Below are 17,493 nucleotides of genomic sequence, written 5' to 3'. Positions count from 1 at the left end.
GCGTAACGCGCGCCCTCTCATTCTCCTTGCGGGAGAAGGACAAGATCCCTTCATGCCGGCTTCACAGCCAGGAAGGTGTTCCATTCCTCGGTGTTGCGGCCAATGTTGAAATCGTCCCTGAGAAGGATCAGCCCGGCGGCTTCGAGACGGGCGGCGAAGTCGTCCCTGCGCCACAAGACCGTATGGTAGTTGCCTGATGTCTCGCCGTCGCCATTGCGCATCGATACGAGCAAGGCGCCGCCTGGCCGCAGTGACCCAGCTATCTTGGCAAGCACCTGGTCGGTCTGGTCGCGCGGCACATGGATCAGGACGGCGAGCGCCAGGACGGCATCATAGGGGCCGCCGAGATCGTCGGTGAGGAGATCGAGAAGCTCACCATGCTTGCCGCGCGCGGCCTGCAGCTCCAGAAACCGCTTTGTCGCGTCGGTGCGGCGAACCTTGACGCCCAGGCCCTCCAGAAAGTCCGCATCGTAGCCCGCTCCGGACCCGACTTCCAGAACCCGGCCTGACGTGCCGGCGATCGCCACAAGGCGCTTCAGCGATGCCTGCTCTCTCTCGTTGGGAACATGCCGCACGATGGCATCGTAGCGATCCGCATAATCCTCATAGGCGCTGATCGTTTGACGGCTCTTCGCCAGAGCCTGCGACAACACATCCATCTTGCCCTCCCTTGCATCCATGTGAGTCAAAACAGCTTCTTCAGCGAAGGGTGCCGGGAGGCACGTGTCCGTCGAGGACGCCGATGTCGCGCAGGAAATGATCCGACAGCGAACGCTGGTCAAGCAGGCCGCGCCTGCGGGACCTGAACGGCACGGTGAAGAGCTCAAGCATCGGACGACGAAGCGTGCTGTAGAGGGTGGTGGTCATTGACGTGGTCCTTTCGGGTTCGGGTTGATGACCAGATCATGCCTGGTCGCGGCCTTGGATTCCAATCGAACGTCGCGTACCATGCATCAGGAGAATTGATGCATCATGAGTTGGGAGCTACCGCCATTAGGGGCTATCAGGGTGTTTGAAGCCGCCGCGCGGCTGGGCAGTTTCACCAAGGCGGCCGAAGAGCTCGGCATGACCCAGTCGGCGGCCAGCTATCAGATCAAGGTTCTGGAGGAGCGCGCCGGAACGCCGCTTTTCATAAGAAAAACAAGGCAGATCGCCTTGACCGAGGCCGGACAGCAGCTGGCGCCGCATGCATCGGGCGCGTTCTCGGCCCTCGCCGATGCGTGGGTCGCCACAAAGGGCGGAGCGACCGGCGTGCTGTCGGTGACGACCATGGGGACATTTGCATCGAACTGGCTGGCCGTCTGGCTCGGAACATTCCAACTGATGCATCCGGACCTCGCCGTGAAGGTTGATACATCGTCCCGGCTGGTCGATTTCGGGCGCGAGGCCATGGATATCGGGATCCGGACCGGCACCGGCAAATGGCCCGGCCTGACCGCCCACTATCTGTTCAAGGCGGACTACACGCCCATGCTCAGTCCAAAACTGGCCGAGAGCATCGGCGGCATCCGCCACCCCGAGGATCTCTACAAGGTGGCGCTGTGCGGCCCCAACGATCCCTGGTGGAAAATCTGGTTCGAAGCAGCCGGCGTGCCCTTCGATCCCGCTCGGGTCATCCCTGGTCCGGCGCTTGGCGGGCAGGCCTATGACGCCATGGCTGCACTGACCGATAAGGGCGCTGCAATCCTCACGCAAAACCTCTACAGCGCGCTGTTGGCCAAGGGGCAGTTGATGAAGCCTTTTGACATCGTCGGGTCCGACGGCGACGGCTATTGGCTGGTTCACCTGGAAAGCCGCCGCAACGTCCCGAAGATCAAGGTGTTCAGGGATTGGGTGCTGGCCCAGACCGCGGACATTCGAGAACAGGAAGCGCGCCAGACATAGGCCTACGGGGTTCACTCGCAACAGAGGACCAGATGATCGATCACATAACCATCGAAGTGGCTGACCTGGAGAAGAGCAAGCTCTTCTACGAACGCGCTTTCGTGCCCCTGGGCTATCGCCTGTCCTTCGGCAAGGAGGGCGTGTTCTGGGCCTTCGATGTTGGCAATGGCTGCCTGTTCGAGATCCAGCGAACCGGCGAGGCGCCGCCGCACACCCATCTGCATGTTGCCTTCCGCGTCGGCAGCAAGGCAGAAGTCGACGCGTTCCACCAGTCGGCGCTGGCAGCCGGCGCCAAGGACAATGGCGCACCCGGCCCGCGTCCCGACTATGCGGAGAATTACTACGCCTGCTTCGTGCTCGACCCCGATGGCTACAATATCGAGGCAATGATCAACGAGCCCCCGGCTTCATCCTAGGACGCGGCAGCCCCGATAGAGCCGAGGATGACGAAGGGACGACATACATCTCGCCCCGCCAGCCGCCGCCTCGGCCACAGTCGCCCCCTGTTGCGCACGGCGCCGGCATCGGCCCATCGGTTGATCCAGATCAACGCGGACGCATCGCCCGTGCTGTCTCCTTGCTCCTTGGCTATCATCCCAGGGAGAACGAACGTGTCGACTTACGACCTCATGGTTATCGCCGCAGTCCTGTTCAGCTTCGCATCATTTTCCGCGGTTCTGGCTTTTGCCACCTTCGACGAATCGCGTCGCCGTCGTCCAAAATAAGGCAGTCGGACCGGTTGGATGGGCGGTCGGGCGACCATTCACACGACGAAGTGATATAGGTGCAATTTGACGGCGGATCGGATCGAATGAGAACGTCTGGAAGATAACAACCGGAAAGCGGTCATGAGCGACGAAAACGAGGACGACACCGACATCGTCAACCAGCTCGCCTACGTCAGAGCCGATCCCACCCAGCACGATACGATTACGCTTCTCACCATGATCGATGCTGCGATTGCCGAGATCATGGCGCTGCGGAGAAAGCTGCGGCTGAGCGAGGAAAGGAATGACGGGAGCAATCAGCTCCAATAGACGGCAGGACCGGAACGAATGGCGACGCGAACCCTAATCCGCGTCGGCCATCATCTGACGGCCGCCGCCGCCGGCCCAGGCGCGCCATTGCCGCTCGTCGCCATGGAAGACGTTGAGGTCGATGCGGCCGGTCACACCGTGCGACAGGCCGGATCCGGAATACTGCCAGAAGAGCCATTTGCGGCCGGGATAGACTTTTGACGGGTGCCGCGCCACCGCGCGCAGCCAGAACGGGTAGTCGAGGAAAGCGCCCTGGAGGTTGTCGCGATAGAAATCGGGGGAGGTATAGATGATCGGGCGCTGACCGTAGTGGCGTTCAAGCTTGTCCATGAACACCTGCATCTTCTCCAGCACCTTTTCCCGTGATGGGCGCCGCTTGCAGCTGGAATCGCCATTCCATTCGACGTCGATCACCGGCGGGAGCGCGCCATCGACCTTCGGCACGTTGCGGATGAACCAGTCGGCCTGCTCGCCGGCGGTGCGGCACCAGTAGAAGAAATGATAGGCGCCGCGCTTCAGCCCGGCGGCATCGGCATTGCGCCAGTTCCTCATGAACATCGGATCGAGATGGTCGCCGCCGTCGGTCGCCTTGATGTAGGCGAAGTTGGCGCCCTGGGTGCGCAGCTTCTCCCAGTTCACGTCGCCTTGCCAGCGCGACACGTCGACCCCGTGCACGGCAAGGTGCCGGGGCGAGGCCCGGCCGAAATTGATCGGCTTGGCATCGCGAAAACCGTAGCGCGTGACCGGCCCGGCAAGCATCGCCGGTGCAGCGCGCGACAAGAGTTTCGGCGGCGACACCAAGGCCGCGGGTTCAATGGGCGGATCGACATTGTCCGGCAGTTCGGGCGCCGAAAGCGCCACGGTTTCTTCCTCCGCCAGTCCAAAGGGCCGATCAGGACCGTCCTCGGGCGCGGTCTCGGCCAGCTTGCGCGCATTGCCGGCTTTACTCACCGGAACGGATCCGATCGGTGCGCTTGGCCGCACCACCGAACTGGTGGTCTCATTCGAGGGCTTCTGCACGTCGAGCGCGTCCTTGCCCGATGTCGAAGAGCAGCCGGCGAGGCACAGCGATGCGATCACGAAACTGATGGCGCCTGATAACCGCATCTGGACCTGTACTCAAAACACAACAGACCGAAGGCAACGGCCGACGGACAACCGGGCCAGTTATGAACGAGAAATTACCAATAAAGTTTGAATCAAGTTTTTTACCATGACTGTGACCCGTTTCAGACATTCGCCGTCGACGCCGCCGGCCCAGCCTTGACAGTGCCATGATGTGGCTGTTGAGACGGAAGGCGGTGTTTGCCGCAGGCATTTTCCACACGATTTTTACAAAAGGCGCCCAATGATTGCGTTGCAGGGGCTTCTCCTGGTCCCCCTGCTCGCGGCCCTCTCCTGCGGCGGCGCCCTGCTGGCCGAGGCCGCGCATGCCAGCCCGCTGATCGTCGTTCCCCCTGGCAATCGCTCCGAGACGCAGCCGCCGATCCCGGATGCATCGGCGACGCGAACCCGCGCCTTCAAGACCACCTATGCGGAAAAATACGAGAAGATCGTCGCGCTGCTGAAGCGCGAGAAGAAGCTGGTGGCGCATATCAAGCAGGTCGCGGCGGGCTACGATATCGACCCTATCCATATCGTCGGCGCGCTGGTCGGCGAACACACCTACAATGTGACGGCCGTCGGCTCGGTCCAGACCTACTATGTGAAGGCGCTGTCCTATTCCGGCCTCGACTTTGCGTTCCGCTACAAGGGCGTGCCGGTGCAGACCTTTGTCCAGCGGCCGGAATTCGCGGCCTGCGCCGAGGCGAAAGACAGTGCCTCCCTGTGGAGCTGCCGCGACAAAGTGTGGGTCGACCATTTCCGCGGCAAGACGGTCGACGGCGTCACTTATGACGCGATGACCTTCCAGCAGGCCTTCTTCCAGCCCTTCTTCGCCGGCCAGACATTCGGCCTCGGCCAGATCAGCCCGCTGACCGCGCTCGAGGTGACCGATCTGGTCAATAAGGTGAGCGGCTATGACAGGCTGACGCCGGATCATCCGCAGGCGATCTATCGCGATGTCATGGATCCCGATCGCAGCATCGTCTACATCGCCGCGATCGTGCGCGACGCCATCGACGCCTACAAGGAACAGGGCTTCGACATCTCGGGCAATCCAGGCATCACCGCCACGCTCTACAATGTCGGCCAGCCCCGGCAGCGGGCGGCCGACCTGCACGCGGCGCTTGCCGGCGTCAAGGGCCGCAAATTGCCGGTCGAGAACTATTACGGCTGGCTCGTCAATGACAAGCTCGACGAACTCAGAAGCCTGCTCGACAGTGGCAGCTGAGAAACGCTTTTAAACAGGAGCTTGCGTGCAGGCGTTCATCGACCAGAGCGTTTGTTTCATCGAGAACCATCAGGCATGGGCCGGCCTCGTGGTCGGGCTGCTGGCCTTCGGCGAGTCGCTCGTGCTGGTCGGCATCCTCCTGCCCGGCACTACGGTGCTCATCATCGTCGGCGGCCTGGTCGGGGCCGGCATCGTCCAGCCTTTGCCGGTCCTTCTTGCCGCGATGATCGGGGCGGCGCTGGGCGATACCATTTCCTACTTTCTCGGCAGATGGCTGGGGCGCGGCGTCGTCCACAAATGGCCGCTCAACCGTTACCGCCGCGAGGTCGCCAGGGCGCGGCTGTTCTTCCATCGTTATGGCTTTGCAGCGGTTTTCGTCGGCCGTTTCTTCGGCCCGGTCCGCGCCACCGTACCGCTGGTCGCCGGCATGATGGGCATGCACCGGCGTCGCTTCCAGATCGCCAACATCCTGTCGGCGATCATCTGGGCGCCGATCGTGCTGTCGCCGGGTTGGCTCGTTGCCAAGGGCGCCGGCAGCATCCCCGAACTCGACGTGACGAGCCTGTTCGGGCTGGCGGCGATCGGCGTGGTCGCCCTGATCATCATAGCAGTGATCGCGCTCAAGCTCCGGAGCAGACGAACCGCCCGCGCCTAGCCGCGCTTCCTGAACACACCAATCATCGGCCCCAGATTCCAGTAGTCGTCGTTGCGGCCGATGGCAGGCGCGAACAGGCTCGATATCGTGCCGTCGAGAAACAGCGCATTGTCGCAGTCGAGCGCATCGCGGAACAGCCGGGCGAATGCATGGAAATTCACACTGCCGTTCGAAATGGCAAAGACCGCGACGCCGTCCTTGCGCACCCCGACGCCGTCGCGGGTCTTGCGCGAGGTGCCGTCGGACTGGAATTTCGGATGGAGTTGGCCGTCGACCACCAGCATCGGTCCCGATTGCGTGGCATAGTCGGTGGACGGCCGGTTCCTGACGAAGTCCCTGGTCGCCCGGACCGCTGCCTTGCCGCCGCTGACGTAGAAGATGCCATTCGGCTGCAGCGAAAAATTGCCGCTTCCCGATCCCGTCTTCACGCCGGCCATTTCCTGGCCACGCTCGACATAGAGGCCAACCGGCCTGAGGTCCGGATGATACATGCCGGCGTTGACGGCGAAAAGCATGATGCGGCCGGCCGCGCGCTGGGCAGCGTCGAGATTGTGCAGCGACTGAAATGGCTTGCCGGCCGGATCCTTCCAGAACAGCTCGATCGAATACAGCTTCGGATCGACCTCGCAGACGAGATAGCTGGTCGCCTCGAAGGCGAAGTCGCGGCACGGCGGCAGCGACACGAACCATTGGCTGAATGCCATCGTGCCGGCGACGGCCTGCGGCAGCGCGGCTTTGACCAGGCCCGCAAGCAGGGGCGCCGAGTTCAGAAGTGTCAGAAAATCCATGCGCCCGCGGATGCCAGCCTCAATCAGCTGTCGTGGTTATCACCACTTGCCGGCACGATGGAAGACCGGCACCAAAGGATCGGATCGAGGTTCAAGCTCGGACGCGGCGGAGCCGGCGAGACTATTTGACGGCGCTGACCAGTTGTTCGTCGCCACCCAGAATGGAGACCCAGTGCCCGGTGTTGTCGCTCGCCTGACGCTTCAGGTAGCGATAGCTCGTCTGGTTCCAAAGGCGGACCTTGTCGGTCAGATTGTCGAGGATGAAGTCGCCCTTGTCGGTACGCACCGTCAGCACGGCGTGACCCTCGCCATCAGGCTTGCGAACCACCGTCATCAAAAGATTGGCTATGGCAATGCCCAGGCTGTTGAGCTCACGCCGCTTTTCCAGCGCGTAATCCTCGCAGTCGCCAAAACCGTTGTCCGGATAGGCCCACCACTCGTCCTTGCCGTAATTGTCCATGTCGCTCATCGGCTTGACGCGCGTGTTGACCGAGAGGTTCACCGCCGAGATATCGTGCAGCAGCTTGCTGGTCAGGCGTTCCGGCACGCTGTCTGGCGAGCGGATCGAGCATTCGGTGACATGGATCTTGCAAAAATCATAGTGGCCGATCGGCTGGGAGGTCGAGCCGCCGACAACCATGGAGGCAGGCGCGGCATAGGCCGAACCCGCCACCGAACAAAAAACGGCCGCGGCAACCGCCAGCCCCTTCGCCTTGCGGCGCCAACCCTTCGAGGATGCCATCCGGCCCCACCCATCTGTTTTGTTAACAGAATGTTAAGGGCGGTTACATTCCGAAGTCAATCAACCCTAGCGATCACATCTGAGAGGGATCGACTCATGCGCTAAAGTGGTTGCCGGCACGCAACACTAGGCCCGCTAAGCCAGCCATCCCATCGCAAGGCCGAGCAACAGGACGACGCCGAGCAGGCCGCGATAGATGACGAAAGGCCAGGCGGAGAAGCGTTCCAGCACCCGCATCAGGCCCCAGATGGCAAAGAAGGCGGAGATCGAGGCGACGACCAACCCGGTGGCAAGAACCGACCAGCCATGGGCGTCGAGATGAACCTTGTGCAGTTCCCACAGTTCCTTGAGACCCGCAAGCGCGATCGCCGGCAGCCCGAGCAGGAACGAGAAGCGCGCCGCCTCGGCCCGCTTGAAGCCGAGCCCCAGCGCCGCCGTCAGGGTCGAGCCCGAGCGCGAGACGCCGGGGATCAGCGCGCCGATCTGGGCGACGCCGACAAGCAGCGCATCGGCGAGCGACGCTTCTGCGATGGTGCGCTTGTGGCGGGCGAAAATCTCGGCCAGCGCCAGCAGGATCGCCATGGCGATGCACGACCAGCCGATCACGCTCAGGCTGCGCAGCGGCGAATTGCAAGCATTGAGAACACCCGATAGCGCGACGCCGGCAATGACGATGGGGATCGTCGCCAGCACGATCCAGGACGCCAGCCGGAAATGCCGGTCGGAAAAATCGCGCCGCGTGAGCGCGTCGAGCGAGCCGAACAGGAGATCCCTGACATCGCCCCAGAAATAACTGATCACGGCGGCAAGGGCGGCAAGCTGCATGGCGGCGGAGAAGGCGGAGCCCGGGTCCTGCCAGCCGAGTACCGCCGGCACTATGCGCATATGGGCGGTCGAGGAAATCGGCAGCAATTCGGTGATGCCTTGCACCAGGCCGAGAAAGGCGACCTTGGCATATCCCAGGCCGACAAAGCCCGTATCCACGCCCTGGGTGCAGATGTCAGCCATGTCGAGCCTTTCCGTCGGAGAATCTTGAAGAGCGATCCGCGCGAGCAATAGACTCGCGATGCGCGGAATCCTATTTACGGATTTGTAAGGCGCCGCTTGACAAGCCGCCCGTTCATATTATTCTCCGCTAATCTTACACTGTAAGTTAAATGACGGAGGAGAGCCATGCTGACCGCCCTGTCAGAATTACAGCCCTTGCCCGAACCGCACTCGCCAGCCATCGCGATCGAGGATGTCTCGCGCGACCTCAGCCGTATTATCGAGCGCGCCGAGGTGAACGCCTGGCTCGACCTCTATGCCGCCGCGCCGGCCGATTTCGCCGCAAGGCAGAGCCTTTCGATAGCGGGAGAAGGCGACCTCGCCTGGACCACCTGCACCACGATCCCGTTCGTCCATTTCAACTGCGTGAAGAATTTCGGCGTCGACAGCCCGGCCTCCGAAAGCCAGCTCGACGCGCTGCTGGCGCACTACCGCGCCGCCGGCATTTCGCGGCCCTGGTTCTATGTCAATCCACACAGCGAACCCTCACGCCTCAGATGCTGGCTCGAGGCACGCGGCCTGCAGCGCCAGGGCGGCTGGGAGCGGATCTACCGCGAGGCCGAACCGCTGTCGTCCGAGCCGCTCTTCACGGTTGATGGGGTTTCGGTCGAACGCGTGACGAAGGCATCGGCAAGCGAATGGGCCGGCTTCATCGACAAAAGCTACCGGCTGCCCACCTCACCCTGGCTGCTGGCTCTGGTCGGCCGACAGGGCTGGCATCACTACATGGCCAAAAGGGATAGCGCAGTGGCGGCGGTGCGCTCGCTGTTCATCGGCGCCGACGGCGCGGCCTGGAGCGGCATCGAAGCGCCGGTGCCGGGCATCATGGCGCCGAGCTTCGATCTCGACGCGGTGCTTGGAGAAGCGCTGGTGCGCGACGGCATTGCGGCCGGCGCGAAACTGTTCGTCGCCGACATCGAGGCACCGCACGAGGAACGCGACGGTCCGGCCTATCGCAACTACGCACGCCTGGGCTTCAGGATTGCCTATTTCCGCAGCCATTACAGCTATTTGCCGCCTAGCTCCAACTGACCGCGCCTAACTGCGCAGCCATTGCTGGAAGCAACTTCTGGCCACTATATGGGCTGGCGGAACGACCGGCTGATCGGAGCGTGCGTCATCGGGCGCCCGGCTGCGCACCCGTTCGAGCAGCATGCGCACCTGTTCCGGGCGCACACGGTCGCGCTCCATGACAAGCAGGACCATCGGATCGCTCAAAAGCTCGTCCAGGGTGCTGATGCTGTCGTTCATCCGTCGTCTCCTCGATGCCGGCCCGCGCAGCATAGATAAGAAGACAATGATGGCCCGCCAATGACGTTTTGCCGGCTATCGCGTGATGATTTGGATCAATTTTTGGTCATGGTCTCACCTTCCCTTTCACCTTGCGGGAGAAGGAAGACCTAGCCTGGCGGCGGAGCGCCTTCATATTGCGGCAGGCCGTCGTCGAGCACCACCCAGGGCTGTTTCGAGGCGGTGAAAATATGCATCTGCGGCCTGAAGAAAGTGGGGTCGTCGAGCGAGCCGGTGGTGATGCCGATGATGCCGGCGGAATCGCGGCGCGAAAACATCGTCGTGCCGCAGCTCGGGCAAAAACCGCGCTTGAGATCGGGCGAGGTGTTCACTGTCGCCAGCGGCCCCTCGATGGTCACATCATCGATGCGAAACAGAACGCGGGCGTTGAAGGCGGCGCCGATCGCCTTCTGGCAAAGCCGGCAATGGCAGATGCGTTCGTTGATAGGCGCCGCGTCGGTGCTGTAGCGCACCGCTCCGCACAGGCACCCGCCCTGATGTTTAGCCATCACCGTGATCCATGACGAGAGTGTACGGCCGAGGTAAATGGCGGGACGGATTGGGTCAATTGAAAAGCTTTGATACAATTTCATCGATTACCGTGATGCGGGTGGAGCCGTGACGCAAGACATCGAAACCATCGGCATTGCGGATCTGTTCGGGCCGCCCTCGCCCGGCCGCGACCGCGTCGACATCAGCATCATGGCCGCCGCGTCCGGAATAGGCTTCATGGCGGTTCGGGATTTTCCCGGAGACGCCTGGCTGATGCCGGAACGCCGGGCGCAATTGCTGCGCATCTTCGCTCTTCCCGACACCGAGAAGCAGAAATTGCTGCGCTGGAATTTCGACCGCACCAGCAAGAATGTCTATCGCGGCTGGTTTCCGCTGCAGCCGACAGCCGTCTCATACAAGGAAGGCATCGACATGGGGCCGGATATCGCCGATGCAGCCGGCTTTTCGGCCTCCGACGATCCGCTGTGCGAGCCGACGCCGGTGCCAGCTGAAGATATCTTGCCTGGTTGGCGCGCGGCAGCGGCGGACTATTACCGCGCGATGGAGACGGTCGGCAACGCGCTGATGCGGTCGATCGCGCGCGGGCTTGGCCTGCCGGAAACGATCTTCGATCCGTATTTCGAGCATGGCATCTCGACGCTGCGCCTGATCCGCTACCCGCTGCGTGATGGCAATGCCGGCATCGATATCAGCGGGCCTGACTTCTCGGTGATCCACAAAGGGGAGACCCGCACCATCATCGGCCGCGAGCATGCCGATTCCGGTTTCGTCACCTTGCTGGCGCAGGACGGCGTCGAGGGCTTGCAGGCCAAAAACCTCGCCGGCGAATGGATCGACGTGCCGCCCGCCAACGGCACGCTGGCGGTCAATTTCGGCCAGTTGCTGGAGTGCTGGACCGGCGGGCGTGTGCGGGCGACGCGGCACCGGGTGATCGCACCGAAGACGGCGCGGTTCTCGATCCCGTTTTTCTATGAACCGCGTGTCGACGCCGAGATCGCGCCGCTGCCGCTGAGCGGCGCCGCGCCCTTCGAGCCGTTTCTCTACGGCGACTATCTCTGGGAGGCGGCCACGAATTTCGTCGAGATGAGCGGCATCAAGCATCTCAGGCAGCCGCGTCGGGCAAAAGCTTCTTAGACAATCCGCCGGCCATCCCTCTCGAGACAGCCGGCGGGAATGGCATGCTGTCATTCCGTTTCGCTAACCACCTCGTCCCAGCTCTTCACCTTGGTCTCGCCGTTGAGGAACGGCAAAGCGGCGGCTGTCAGTTCGGGAGCAAAGAAGACGTCGTAGTGCGTGCGGTTGGGCAGGATTGCCAGGCGATTCTGCGACAGGTTCTCGCGCATCCAGCCGGCGTCCTTCAGCCCGCCGCCGAGCATCTGGTAGAACTTGATCTCGTGCTCGGGCTTGTACATGTCGCTGTCGCCATAGGCCAGCATGACCGGCATCTTCAGCTTGGGAACATCGGCCGAGAAATCGTAGTCCTGGCGCATGAAATTGCCGAGCGCATCGAGCAGTTTCGGAAAATCCTCCGGGTGCGGCGCCTCCGCGACGTAGGATTTATACATCGGCGTGTCCTTCATGAATTCGGCCGCCGCCGCGCTCACCTGCGCCTGTTGCGGGCGCATCTCGTCATAGAAGCCGTCGGCGGCATACCCGGTCGAAACCAACACAAGCCGGCGCACGGTCTCGGGATGCTGGACCGCCATGCGGAAGGCGACACCGCCGCCCAGCGAATAGCCCATCACGTCCACCTGGCGATAACCGAGCGCCTTGACGATATCGGCCATGTCGTCGCCGATCGCCTCCAGGCTGAACGGCCGGTCGCCGAGCGCGGTGCGGCCATGTCCCTGCAGGTCGATGCCGATCACGGTGCGGTTTTCGGCGAGCTTGGGCAGGATCGGGGCGAACATGTCGATGGAGCCGAGACCGCCATGCAGGAGAAGCAGCGGTTCGCCCTTGCCGTAAACGGCGTAGTAGTAATTCAGGCCGTTGACCGGCAGCAGGCCGGATTTTTCGGGTTTCGCCAATTTCGTTTCGGTGGTCATGGCAGGTTTTGCCTCCTCGGCATTTGTGGTGCTCGGACAGCTGAGAAGCGCTGCGACCGAAGCGAGAATAGCGAAAAGCAAGGTCTTGGGCATATCGATCTCCTCCGTGCGTTGGCGTCAAAGCGTCTTGGCGAGCTCTTCGAGCTGGTCGGTGCACTGGCCCCAGCCCGCGTGAAAACCCATCTGCTCGTGCTGTTCGCGGCCGGCGACACTCCAGTGGCGGACGCGCGCGATGTAGCGGGTCCGGCCCTCGCCTTCGTCCTCAAAGGTCAGCACGACGGTCATGAACGGCTTTTCCGAAGGCTCCCATGCCTGAGTGTAGGCATCGGTGAAGATGATCTTCTTGCCCGGAATGACTTCCAGGAACACCCCGGGGTTCGGAAATTCATTGCCGTCGGGGCCGGCCATGATGACAAGGCTCGAACCGCCCGTGCGCACATCCATTTCGGCGCGCGGCGTCGTCCAAGGCTTCGGGGCGAACCATTGCGTCAAAAGCCTGGTGTCGGTCCAGCAGCGATAGACGTTCTCGCGCGGCGCATCGATGATGCGGGCGAGAACCAGTTCGCGGTCATTGGCGGGGGCGATGTCGAGCTTGGTGGTCAAGGCGGTCTCCTGCGTTTGATCTGGCTTCCGTCCCAAGGACGAGCCGACAGAACGCAACCCGACAAAGACCAGTGAAAACTACCGGCAGGCTTTCAATGCTGAGAGGACGAAGGAGGAGTCAATGGCGCTTGGCTTGCACCAGGTAGGCGTCGATCTCGGTCTCGCCGAGCCACTTGGCCGCTTCCAGCCGGTGCAGGCCTTCGACAAGGATATGGCGCTTGCCATCGTGGCGGACCTGGATCGGCGTCTTCATGCCGTTCTCCAATATGTCCTCGGCCAGATGGCGGACGGTCTCGGGGTGCAATGTCTTCTTGCGCGCGGTCGGCACGTAGATGTCGTCGACCTTGACCTTTTGCACTCTGAGCATGCTGGCTCCCCGGGCGGAACATACCGCCTCGCCTGAAATAGTCGCTTTGCCTTGTGCGGCCAAGAGCGGCTAAGCAATTGCTGGCCCGATCGTTTCCATTTGACGCTTGGCCGGCAGATGGCCGAAATGGCGACCTTCGATCCTTTCCGGTGTTCATGACCCATCTGCCGACCGAATTCCCCGATTTCGGGCTGACGCCCGAGCAGCGTCGCCACGCGGTGCGCGGTCATTACTATGAATGGCCCGGCATGGATGGCGCGCGCGGCGAAATCTGGTGCTACTCGGACCGCTTTTCCTATCGCGCCGGCGAGACGGTGGCGCTGCATGTCAGTTCGACGGCGCCGTCGTTCAGCGTGACGATTACCCGCGACGGCGGCAGCGAGACAAAACTGTTCGAGAAATCGGGCATTGCATCGCGCTGGCAGGAAAGCCCGGACCAGTGCTCGGCCGAGGGCTGCGGCTGGGAAGCGTCCTTCGAATTCCGTGTCGGGAGCGACTGGCCGTCCGGTGCCTATCGGATAACGCTGATTGCCGATGGTCGGGACGGCAAGCCAATTCACAGCCACCATCTCTTCATCGTCTCTCCCCAACCCGGCAGGAAGCCAGGCCGTGTGCTGCAGGTGGCGGCGACGGGCACCTGGCTTGCCTACAACACCTGGGGCGGCTCCAACCATTATCAGGGCATCACCGGGCCGGACCGCAACCAGTATTCGCCCATCGTGTCGACGCAGCGCCCCTGGTGCCGCGGCTTCGTCGCGCTGCCCAAAGATGCGCCGCGCGTGCCGCTGGAGGTCGCCGTGCCGCCGAAGACCGTGCCGCGGTATCCGCATATGGAATGGGCGCTGGCCACCGGCCATTCGAAGAAATACGCCTCGTCAGGCTGGGCGAGCTACGACAGCCACTTCTTCCGCTTCGCCGAGCGGGCCGGCTATCATGTCGATCTCGCCAGCCAGCACGATCTGCATTTTTCGCCCGACATTCTCGACGGCTACGACTGCGCCGTCTTCGTCGGCCATGACGAGTACTGGACATGGGAAATGCGCGATGCGGTCGACAATTATGTTGAGCGCGGCGGGCATGCGGCTCGTTTCGCCGGCAATTTCATGTGGCAGACGCGGCTCGAGGACGAAGGCGGGCGGCAGGTCTGCTACAAATATCGTGCCCGGACCGAGGACCCGGCCTACCGCGGCGGCGACGTCACCCGCGCCACCAATTCCTGGGAAGCGCCGGAAATCGGCCGGCCGGGTTCGGCGACCTTCGGGCTCAACGCGACGCGCGGCGTCTATGCCGGCTGGGGCGGCTGCGCGCCGCGTGGCGTGCGTGGTTTTCCGGTCTACCGGCCGGAACACTGGGCGTTCGCCGGCACCGGCATCTACTATGGCGACCTGCTCGGCGCCGACAGCCATGTCTATGGCTATGAGGTCGACGGGCTCGACTTCGAAATCCGCGGCGGCCTGCCCTACCCCACATCAGACAGCGGCGCGCCTGACGGCTTGCAGGTTCTTGCCGTCGGCATGGCCAGCCAGGTCGAGGAAAGCGCCGACATTCCGATCGAGGATCAGTTCCTCACCGACGAGGATGGCCGCTTCACCGCCGAGACTTTGTTCGGCGAGGCGAGCGACGCCAATCTCGAAAAAGTCAAACGCGGCAACGGCATGATCGTCAATTTTCCGCGCGGCAAGGGCGAGGTGTTCCACGCCGGAAGCTGCGAATGGGTCGCCGGCCTGCTAAGACAAGACCCGATGGTCAAACGCGTCACCCAAAATGTCCTTGATCGCTACCTTGGAAAGTCCTGACATGTCGAAGACCCAGACCGCTGCTCGAGATACCGAGGCCCGGCGCCAATCGCATCTGTTCTATCTGTCCAGCCTGCGCCGGCCGCTGATCGATCGCGCCGAGGGCATCTATATGTGGACGCAGGACGGCCGCCGCTTCATCGACGGATCGAGCGGGCCGATGGTCGCCAATATCGGCCATTCCAACCGCAATGTGCTGGACGCCATGAAGCGGCAGATGGACCGCGCCACCTTCGCCTACCGGCTGCATTTCGAGAACGAGCCGGCGGAAGAGCTTGCGCGTGAGCTTGCGGCCAAGCTGCCGGAGGGCATGGACCGCATCTTCTTCGTCTCGGGCGGCTCGGAGGCGACGGAATCCTGCATCAAATTGGCGCGGCAATGGGCCGTTGCCACCGGCCAGGCCAGCCGATGGAAGGTGATCACGCGCTTCCCCTCCTATCATGGCGGCACGCTGGGTTCGCTCTCGATCACCGGCGACGACGCCCTGGCTGAGACCTTTACGCCGATGATGCGGGTGATGCCGACCGTGCCGGCGCCTACCGCCTGGCGCGACCGCGACAACCTTTCGATGGAGCAGCGCGGCATCCGCTATGCCGACATGCTGGAAGAGAAGATCCTCGCCGAAGGCCCGGAGAGCGTCGTCGCCTTCATCATGGAACCTATCGGCGGTGCGGCGACCGCGGCGCTGGTAGCGCCGGACAGCTACTATGCGCGCATTCGCGAAATCTGCGACCGCTACGGCATTCTGCTCATCCATGACGAAGTGATGTGCGGCGCCGGCCGCACCGGGAAATTCCTCGGCGGCGACCACTGGAACTGCAAGCCCGACATCGTCGCGCTGTCGAAGGGGCTGGGCTCGGGCTATGCGCCGCTCGGCGCACTGGCGGCACCGATGCGGCTGGTGCAGCCGCTGCTGGCTTCCGGCGGCTTCCAGCATGGCCACACCTATGCCGGCAATCCGCTGGCCTGCGCCGCCGGCCTTGCCGTGTTGGGCGAGATGGATCGGCTTGACCTGATCGCCAATGCCGCCGCCATGGGAGGCGTGCTGATGGACGGTCTGAAGGGACTGGCGAAGCGCTTTCCCTTCATCGCCGACGTGCGCGGCAAGGGCCTACTGACCGGCGCCGAGATGGTTGCCGATCCAGAAACGCTGCGGCCGATCGACCAGAGCAGGAAAGCCACGCAGCGTCTGCTCGACCTCGCCTATGAGCGCGGGCTGATCATCTATGGCCGCCGGGTCAAGGGCGGCGTCGACGGCGACAATTTCATGGTCGCGCCACCGATGATCGTCACCAGCGAGCAGGTCGGCGAGATCATCTCCATCATCGGCGACTCGCTGGAGGTTCTGGCATCAGAGCTCGACCTGCCGGTCGAAGGCCGGGGGTAAAGGAATGGCGCCGCGAAAGGTCATCATCACCTGCGCCGTCACCGGCTCGGTCCACACGCCGTCCATGTCGCCCTATCTGCCGGTGACGCCGGACCAGATCGCGGCGGATGCCATTGCTGCAGCGGAAGCCGGCGCGTCGATCCTGCATCTGCACGCCCGCGACCCCAGGGATGGCCGGCCGACCGCCGATCCTGATGTCTTCATGCAGTTCCTGCCGCGCATCAAGCAGGCGACCGATGCGGTGATCAACATCACCACCGGCGGCTCTTCCCTGATGACCCTGGACCAGCGATTGGCGGCCCCATTGCGAGCGGAGCCCGAAATGTGCTCGCTCAATATGGGATCGATGAATTTCGCGCTGTTCCCGATGCTCGACAAGCCACGGGAATGGCAGCACGACTGGGAGCCGAAGCTGCTGGAGGCGACGCGCGACACCATTTTCAAGAACACCTTCGCCGACATGGAAGGCGTGCTTGAGCGGCTCGGCAAGGGTTGCGGCACGCGCTTCGAATTCGAATGCTACGATGTCGGCCATCTCTATTCGCTGGCGCATTTCCGGGACCGAGGGCTGGTGTCGGGACCGCTGTTCATCCAGTTCGTGCTAGGCATTCTTGGCGGCATCGGCGCCGATCCGGACAATCTCATCCACATGAAGCGCATCGCCGACAAATTGTTCGGCGATAGCTACCAATTCTCGGTGCTGGCTGCCGGCCGCCAGCAGATCCCGCTGATCTCGATCGCGGCTGCGATGGGCGGCAATGTCCGTGTCGGGCTTGAAGACAGTCTCTACGATGGCCGCCAGTTGGCGAAATCCAACGCCGACCAGGTGCGCCGCATCCGGGGCATCCTCGACGGCCTGTCGCTGGAGGTCGCCACGCCGACCGAGGCGCGTGAGATGCTGGCGCTGAAGGGCGGCGACCGGGTGGCGTTTTGAGATGATGACAATCTGAAATGATTGCGTTTCGTCACACCCCCCTCTGGCCTGTCGGCCATCTCCCCCGCAAGGG

Annotated in this window: 21 protein-coding genes; 10 read left to right on the top strand and 11 right to left on the bottom strand. The window is 63.0% G+C overall.

The features are described from left to right. Positions 1-50: 50 nt before the first annotated feature. Complete coding sequence (locus D3242_RS23570; RefSeq protein ID WP_081296051.1) at positions 51-659, bottom strand: class I SAM-dependent DNA methyltransferase; 609 nt, start codon at positions 657-659, stop codon at positions 51-53. A gap of 40 nt (positions 660-699) precedes the next feature. Beyond that, positions 700-867 carry a hypothetical protein gene (locus D3242_RS33630; RefSeq protein ID WP_167470452.1) on the bottom strand — a complete coding sequence of 56 codons (168 nt, stop codon included), beginning with the start codon at positions 865-867 and terminating at the stop codon, positions 700-702. A gap of 105 nt (positions 868-972) precedes the next feature. On the opposite strand from D3242_RS33630, the gene D3242_RS23565 reads away from it, so the two are divergent. The 3 genes from D3242_RS23565 (at position 973) to D3242_RS23550 (ending at position 2,921) form a co-directional block, all read left to right on the top strand. After that, positions 973-1,884, top strand: coding sequence for a LysR family transcriptional regulator (locus D3242_RS23565; RefSeq protein WP_064982795.1), 912 nt, complete (start codon positions 973-975; stop codon positions 1,882-1,884). Between the two features lie 32 nt (positions 1,885-1,916). Further along, entirely contained in the window at positions 1,917-2,300 is a 384-nt protein-coding gene (locus tag D3242_RS23560) for a VOC family protein (RefSeq protein ID WP_064982794.1), read from the top strand. A gap of 432 nt (positions 2,301-2,732) precedes the next feature. After that, the gene (locus D3242_RS23550) at positions 2,733-2,921 is read left to right on the top strand and encodes a hypothetical protein (RefSeq protein ID WP_019857832.1); all 189 of its coding nucleotides are present in this window, start codon (positions 2,733-2,735) and stop codon (positions 2,919-2,921) included. A gap of 33 nt (positions 2,922-2,954) precedes the next feature. On the opposite strand, the gene D3242_RS23545 is transcribed toward D3242_RS23550, so the two are convergent. Beyond that, positions 2,955-4,028 (bottom strand): glycoside hydrolase family 25 protein, encoded by a 1,074-nt coding sequence (locus D3242_RS23545; RefSeq protein ID WP_064982790.1) that lies wholly within the window; start codon positions 4,026-4,028, stop codon positions 2,955-2,957. Between the two features lie 241 nt (positions 4,029-4,269). Here D3242_RS23545 and D3242_RS23540 point away from each other — a divergent pair, with 241 nt between their 5' ends. Both D3242_RS23540 and D3242_RS23535 read left to right on the top strand, forming a co-directional pair. Then, positions 4,270-5,253 (top strand): DUF1402 family protein, encoded by a 984-nt coding sequence (locus D3242_RS23540; RefSeq protein WP_223217739.1) that lies wholly within the window; start codon positions 4,270-4,272, stop codon positions 5,251-5,253. A 25-nt stretch (positions 5,254-5,278) separates the two neighbouring features. Beyond that, positions 5,279-5,908: a DedA family protein gene (locus tag D3242_RS23535; protein ID WP_019857828.1), complete on the top strand. Its 630-nt coding sequence runs from the start codon at positions 5,279-5,281 to the stop codon at positions 5,906-5,908. Here the strand turns inward: D3242_RS23535 and D3242_RS23530 are convergent. The 3 genes from D3242_RS23530 to D3242_RS23520 all read right to left on the bottom strand — a co-directional run bounded on the left by D3242_RS23530 (position 5,905) and on the right by D3242_RS23520 (position 8,446). Next, positions 5,905-6,696 (bottom strand): phosphodiester glycosidase family protein, encoded by a 792-nt coding sequence (locus D3242_RS23530; protein ID WP_019857827.1) that lies wholly within the window; start codon positions 6,694-6,696, stop codon positions 5,905-5,907. The genes D3242_RS23535 and D3242_RS23530 overlap by 4 nt on opposite strands. Positions 6,697-6,817: 121 nt before the next feature. After that, the gene (locus D3242_RS23525) at positions 6,818-7,438 is read right to left on the bottom strand and encodes a transglutaminase-like cysteine peptidase (protein WP_064982787.1); all 621 of its coding nucleotides are present in this window, start codon (positions 7,436-7,438) and stop codon (positions 6,818-6,820) included. Positions 7,439-7,573: 135 nt separating this feature from the next. Beyond that, a complete protein-coding gene (locus tag D3242_RS23520; protein WP_064982785.1) occupies positions 7,574-8,446 on the bottom strand; it encodes an undecaprenyl-diphosphate phosphatase in 873 nt (290 codons plus the stop codon). Between the two features lie 165 nt (positions 8,447-8,611). On the opposite strand from D3242_RS23520, the gene D3242_RS23515 reads away from it, so the two are divergent. After that, positions 8,612-9,517: a hypothetical protein gene (locus tag D3242_RS23515; protein WP_019857823.1), complete on the top strand. Its 906-nt coding sequence runs from the start codon at positions 8,612-8,614 to the stop codon at positions 9,515-9,517. Positions 9,518-9,523: 6 nt separating this feature from the next. Here the strand turns inward: D3242_RS23515 and D3242_RS23510 are convergent, their stop codons facing one another. Together D3242_RS23510 and D3242_RS23505 are read right to left on the bottom strand one after the other, a co-directional pair. After that, complete coding sequence (locus tag D3242_RS23510) at positions 9,524-9,736, bottom strand: hypothetical protein (protein ID WP_027046779.1); 213 nt, start codon at positions 9,734-9,736, stop codon at positions 9,524-9,526. Positions 9,737-9,885: 149 nt separating this feature from the next. Further along, entirely contained in the window at positions 9,886-10,284 is a 399-nt protein-coding gene (locus D3242_RS23505; protein WP_019857821.1) for a GFA family protein, read from the bottom strand. A 109-nt stretch (positions 10,285-10,393) separates the two neighbouring features. Between D3242_RS23505 and D3242_RS23500 the strand changes: the two genes are divergently transcribed. Next, positions 10,394-11,422, top strand: coding sequence for an isopenicillin N synthase family dioxygenase (locus tag D3242_RS23500; RefSeq protein WP_064982784.1), 1,029 nt, complete (start codon positions 10,394-10,396; stop codon positions 11,420-11,422). Between the two features lie 50 nt (positions 11,423-11,472). Here D3242_RS23500 and D3242_RS23495 read toward each other — a convergent pair whose 3' ends face one another. The 3 genes from D3242_RS23495 to D3242_RS23485 all read right to left on the bottom strand — a co-directional run bounded on the left by D3242_RS23495 (position 11,473) and on the right by D3242_RS23485 (position 13,303). Continuing rightward, on the bottom strand, positions 11,473-12,426 hold the full coding sequence (locus D3242_RS23495; protein ID WP_038646477.1) for an alpha/beta fold hydrolase: 954 nt from the start codon (positions 12,424-12,426) through the stop codon (positions 11,473-11,475). Between the two features lie 24 nt (positions 12,427-12,450). Further along, positions 12,451-12,936 (bottom strand): SRPBCC family protein, encoded by a 486-nt coding sequence (locus tag D3242_RS23490; protein ID WP_064982782.1) that lies wholly within the window; start codon positions 12,934-12,936, stop codon positions 12,451-12,453. Between the two features lie 118 nt (positions 12,937-13,054). Then, positions 13,055-13,303: a ParB N-terminal domain-containing protein gene (locus D3242_RS23485; protein ID WP_008875526.1), complete on the bottom strand. Its 249-nt coding sequence runs from the start codon at positions 13,301-13,303 to the stop codon at positions 13,055-13,057. Between the two features lie 155 nt (positions 13,304-13,458). Between D3242_RS23485 and D3242_RS23480 the strand changes: the two genes are divergently transcribed. From D3242_RS23480 to kce, 3 genes are read left to right on the top strand one after another with little or no spacing between them, the layout of a single operon-like run. After that, positions 13,459-15,099 carry a N,N-dimethylformamidase beta subunit family domain-containing protein gene (locus tag D3242_RS23480; RefSeq protein WP_064982781.1) on the top strand — a complete coding sequence of 547 codons (1,641 nt, stop codon included), beginning with the start codon at positions 13,459-13,461 and terminating at the stop codon, positions 15,097-15,099. A gap of 1 nt (position 15,100) precedes the next feature. Continuing rightward, entirely contained in the window at positions 15,101-16,486 is a 1,386-nt protein-coding gene (locus D3242_RS23475) for an aminotransferase family protein (RefSeq protein WP_019857817.1), read from the top strand. A 4-nt stretch (positions 16,487-16,490) separates the two neighbouring features. After that, on the top strand, positions 16,491-17,420 hold the full coding sequence (gene kce / locus D3242_RS23470) for a 3,5-dioxohexanoate:acetyl-CoA acetone transferase (protein ID WP_064982779.1): 930 nt from the start codon (positions 16,491-16,493) through the stop codon (positions 17,418-17,420). Positions 17,421-17,493: the final 73 nt, after the last annotated feature.

Source organism: Mesorhizobium jarvisii, assembly GCF_003601985.1.
In the GTDB taxonomy this organism is placed as follows: Bacteria; Pseudomonadota; Alphaproteobacteria; order Rhizobiales; family Rhizobiaceae; genus Mesorhizobium; species Mesorhizobium jarvisii.
This window is presented reverse-complemented; position numbering and strand designations above follow the sequence as displayed.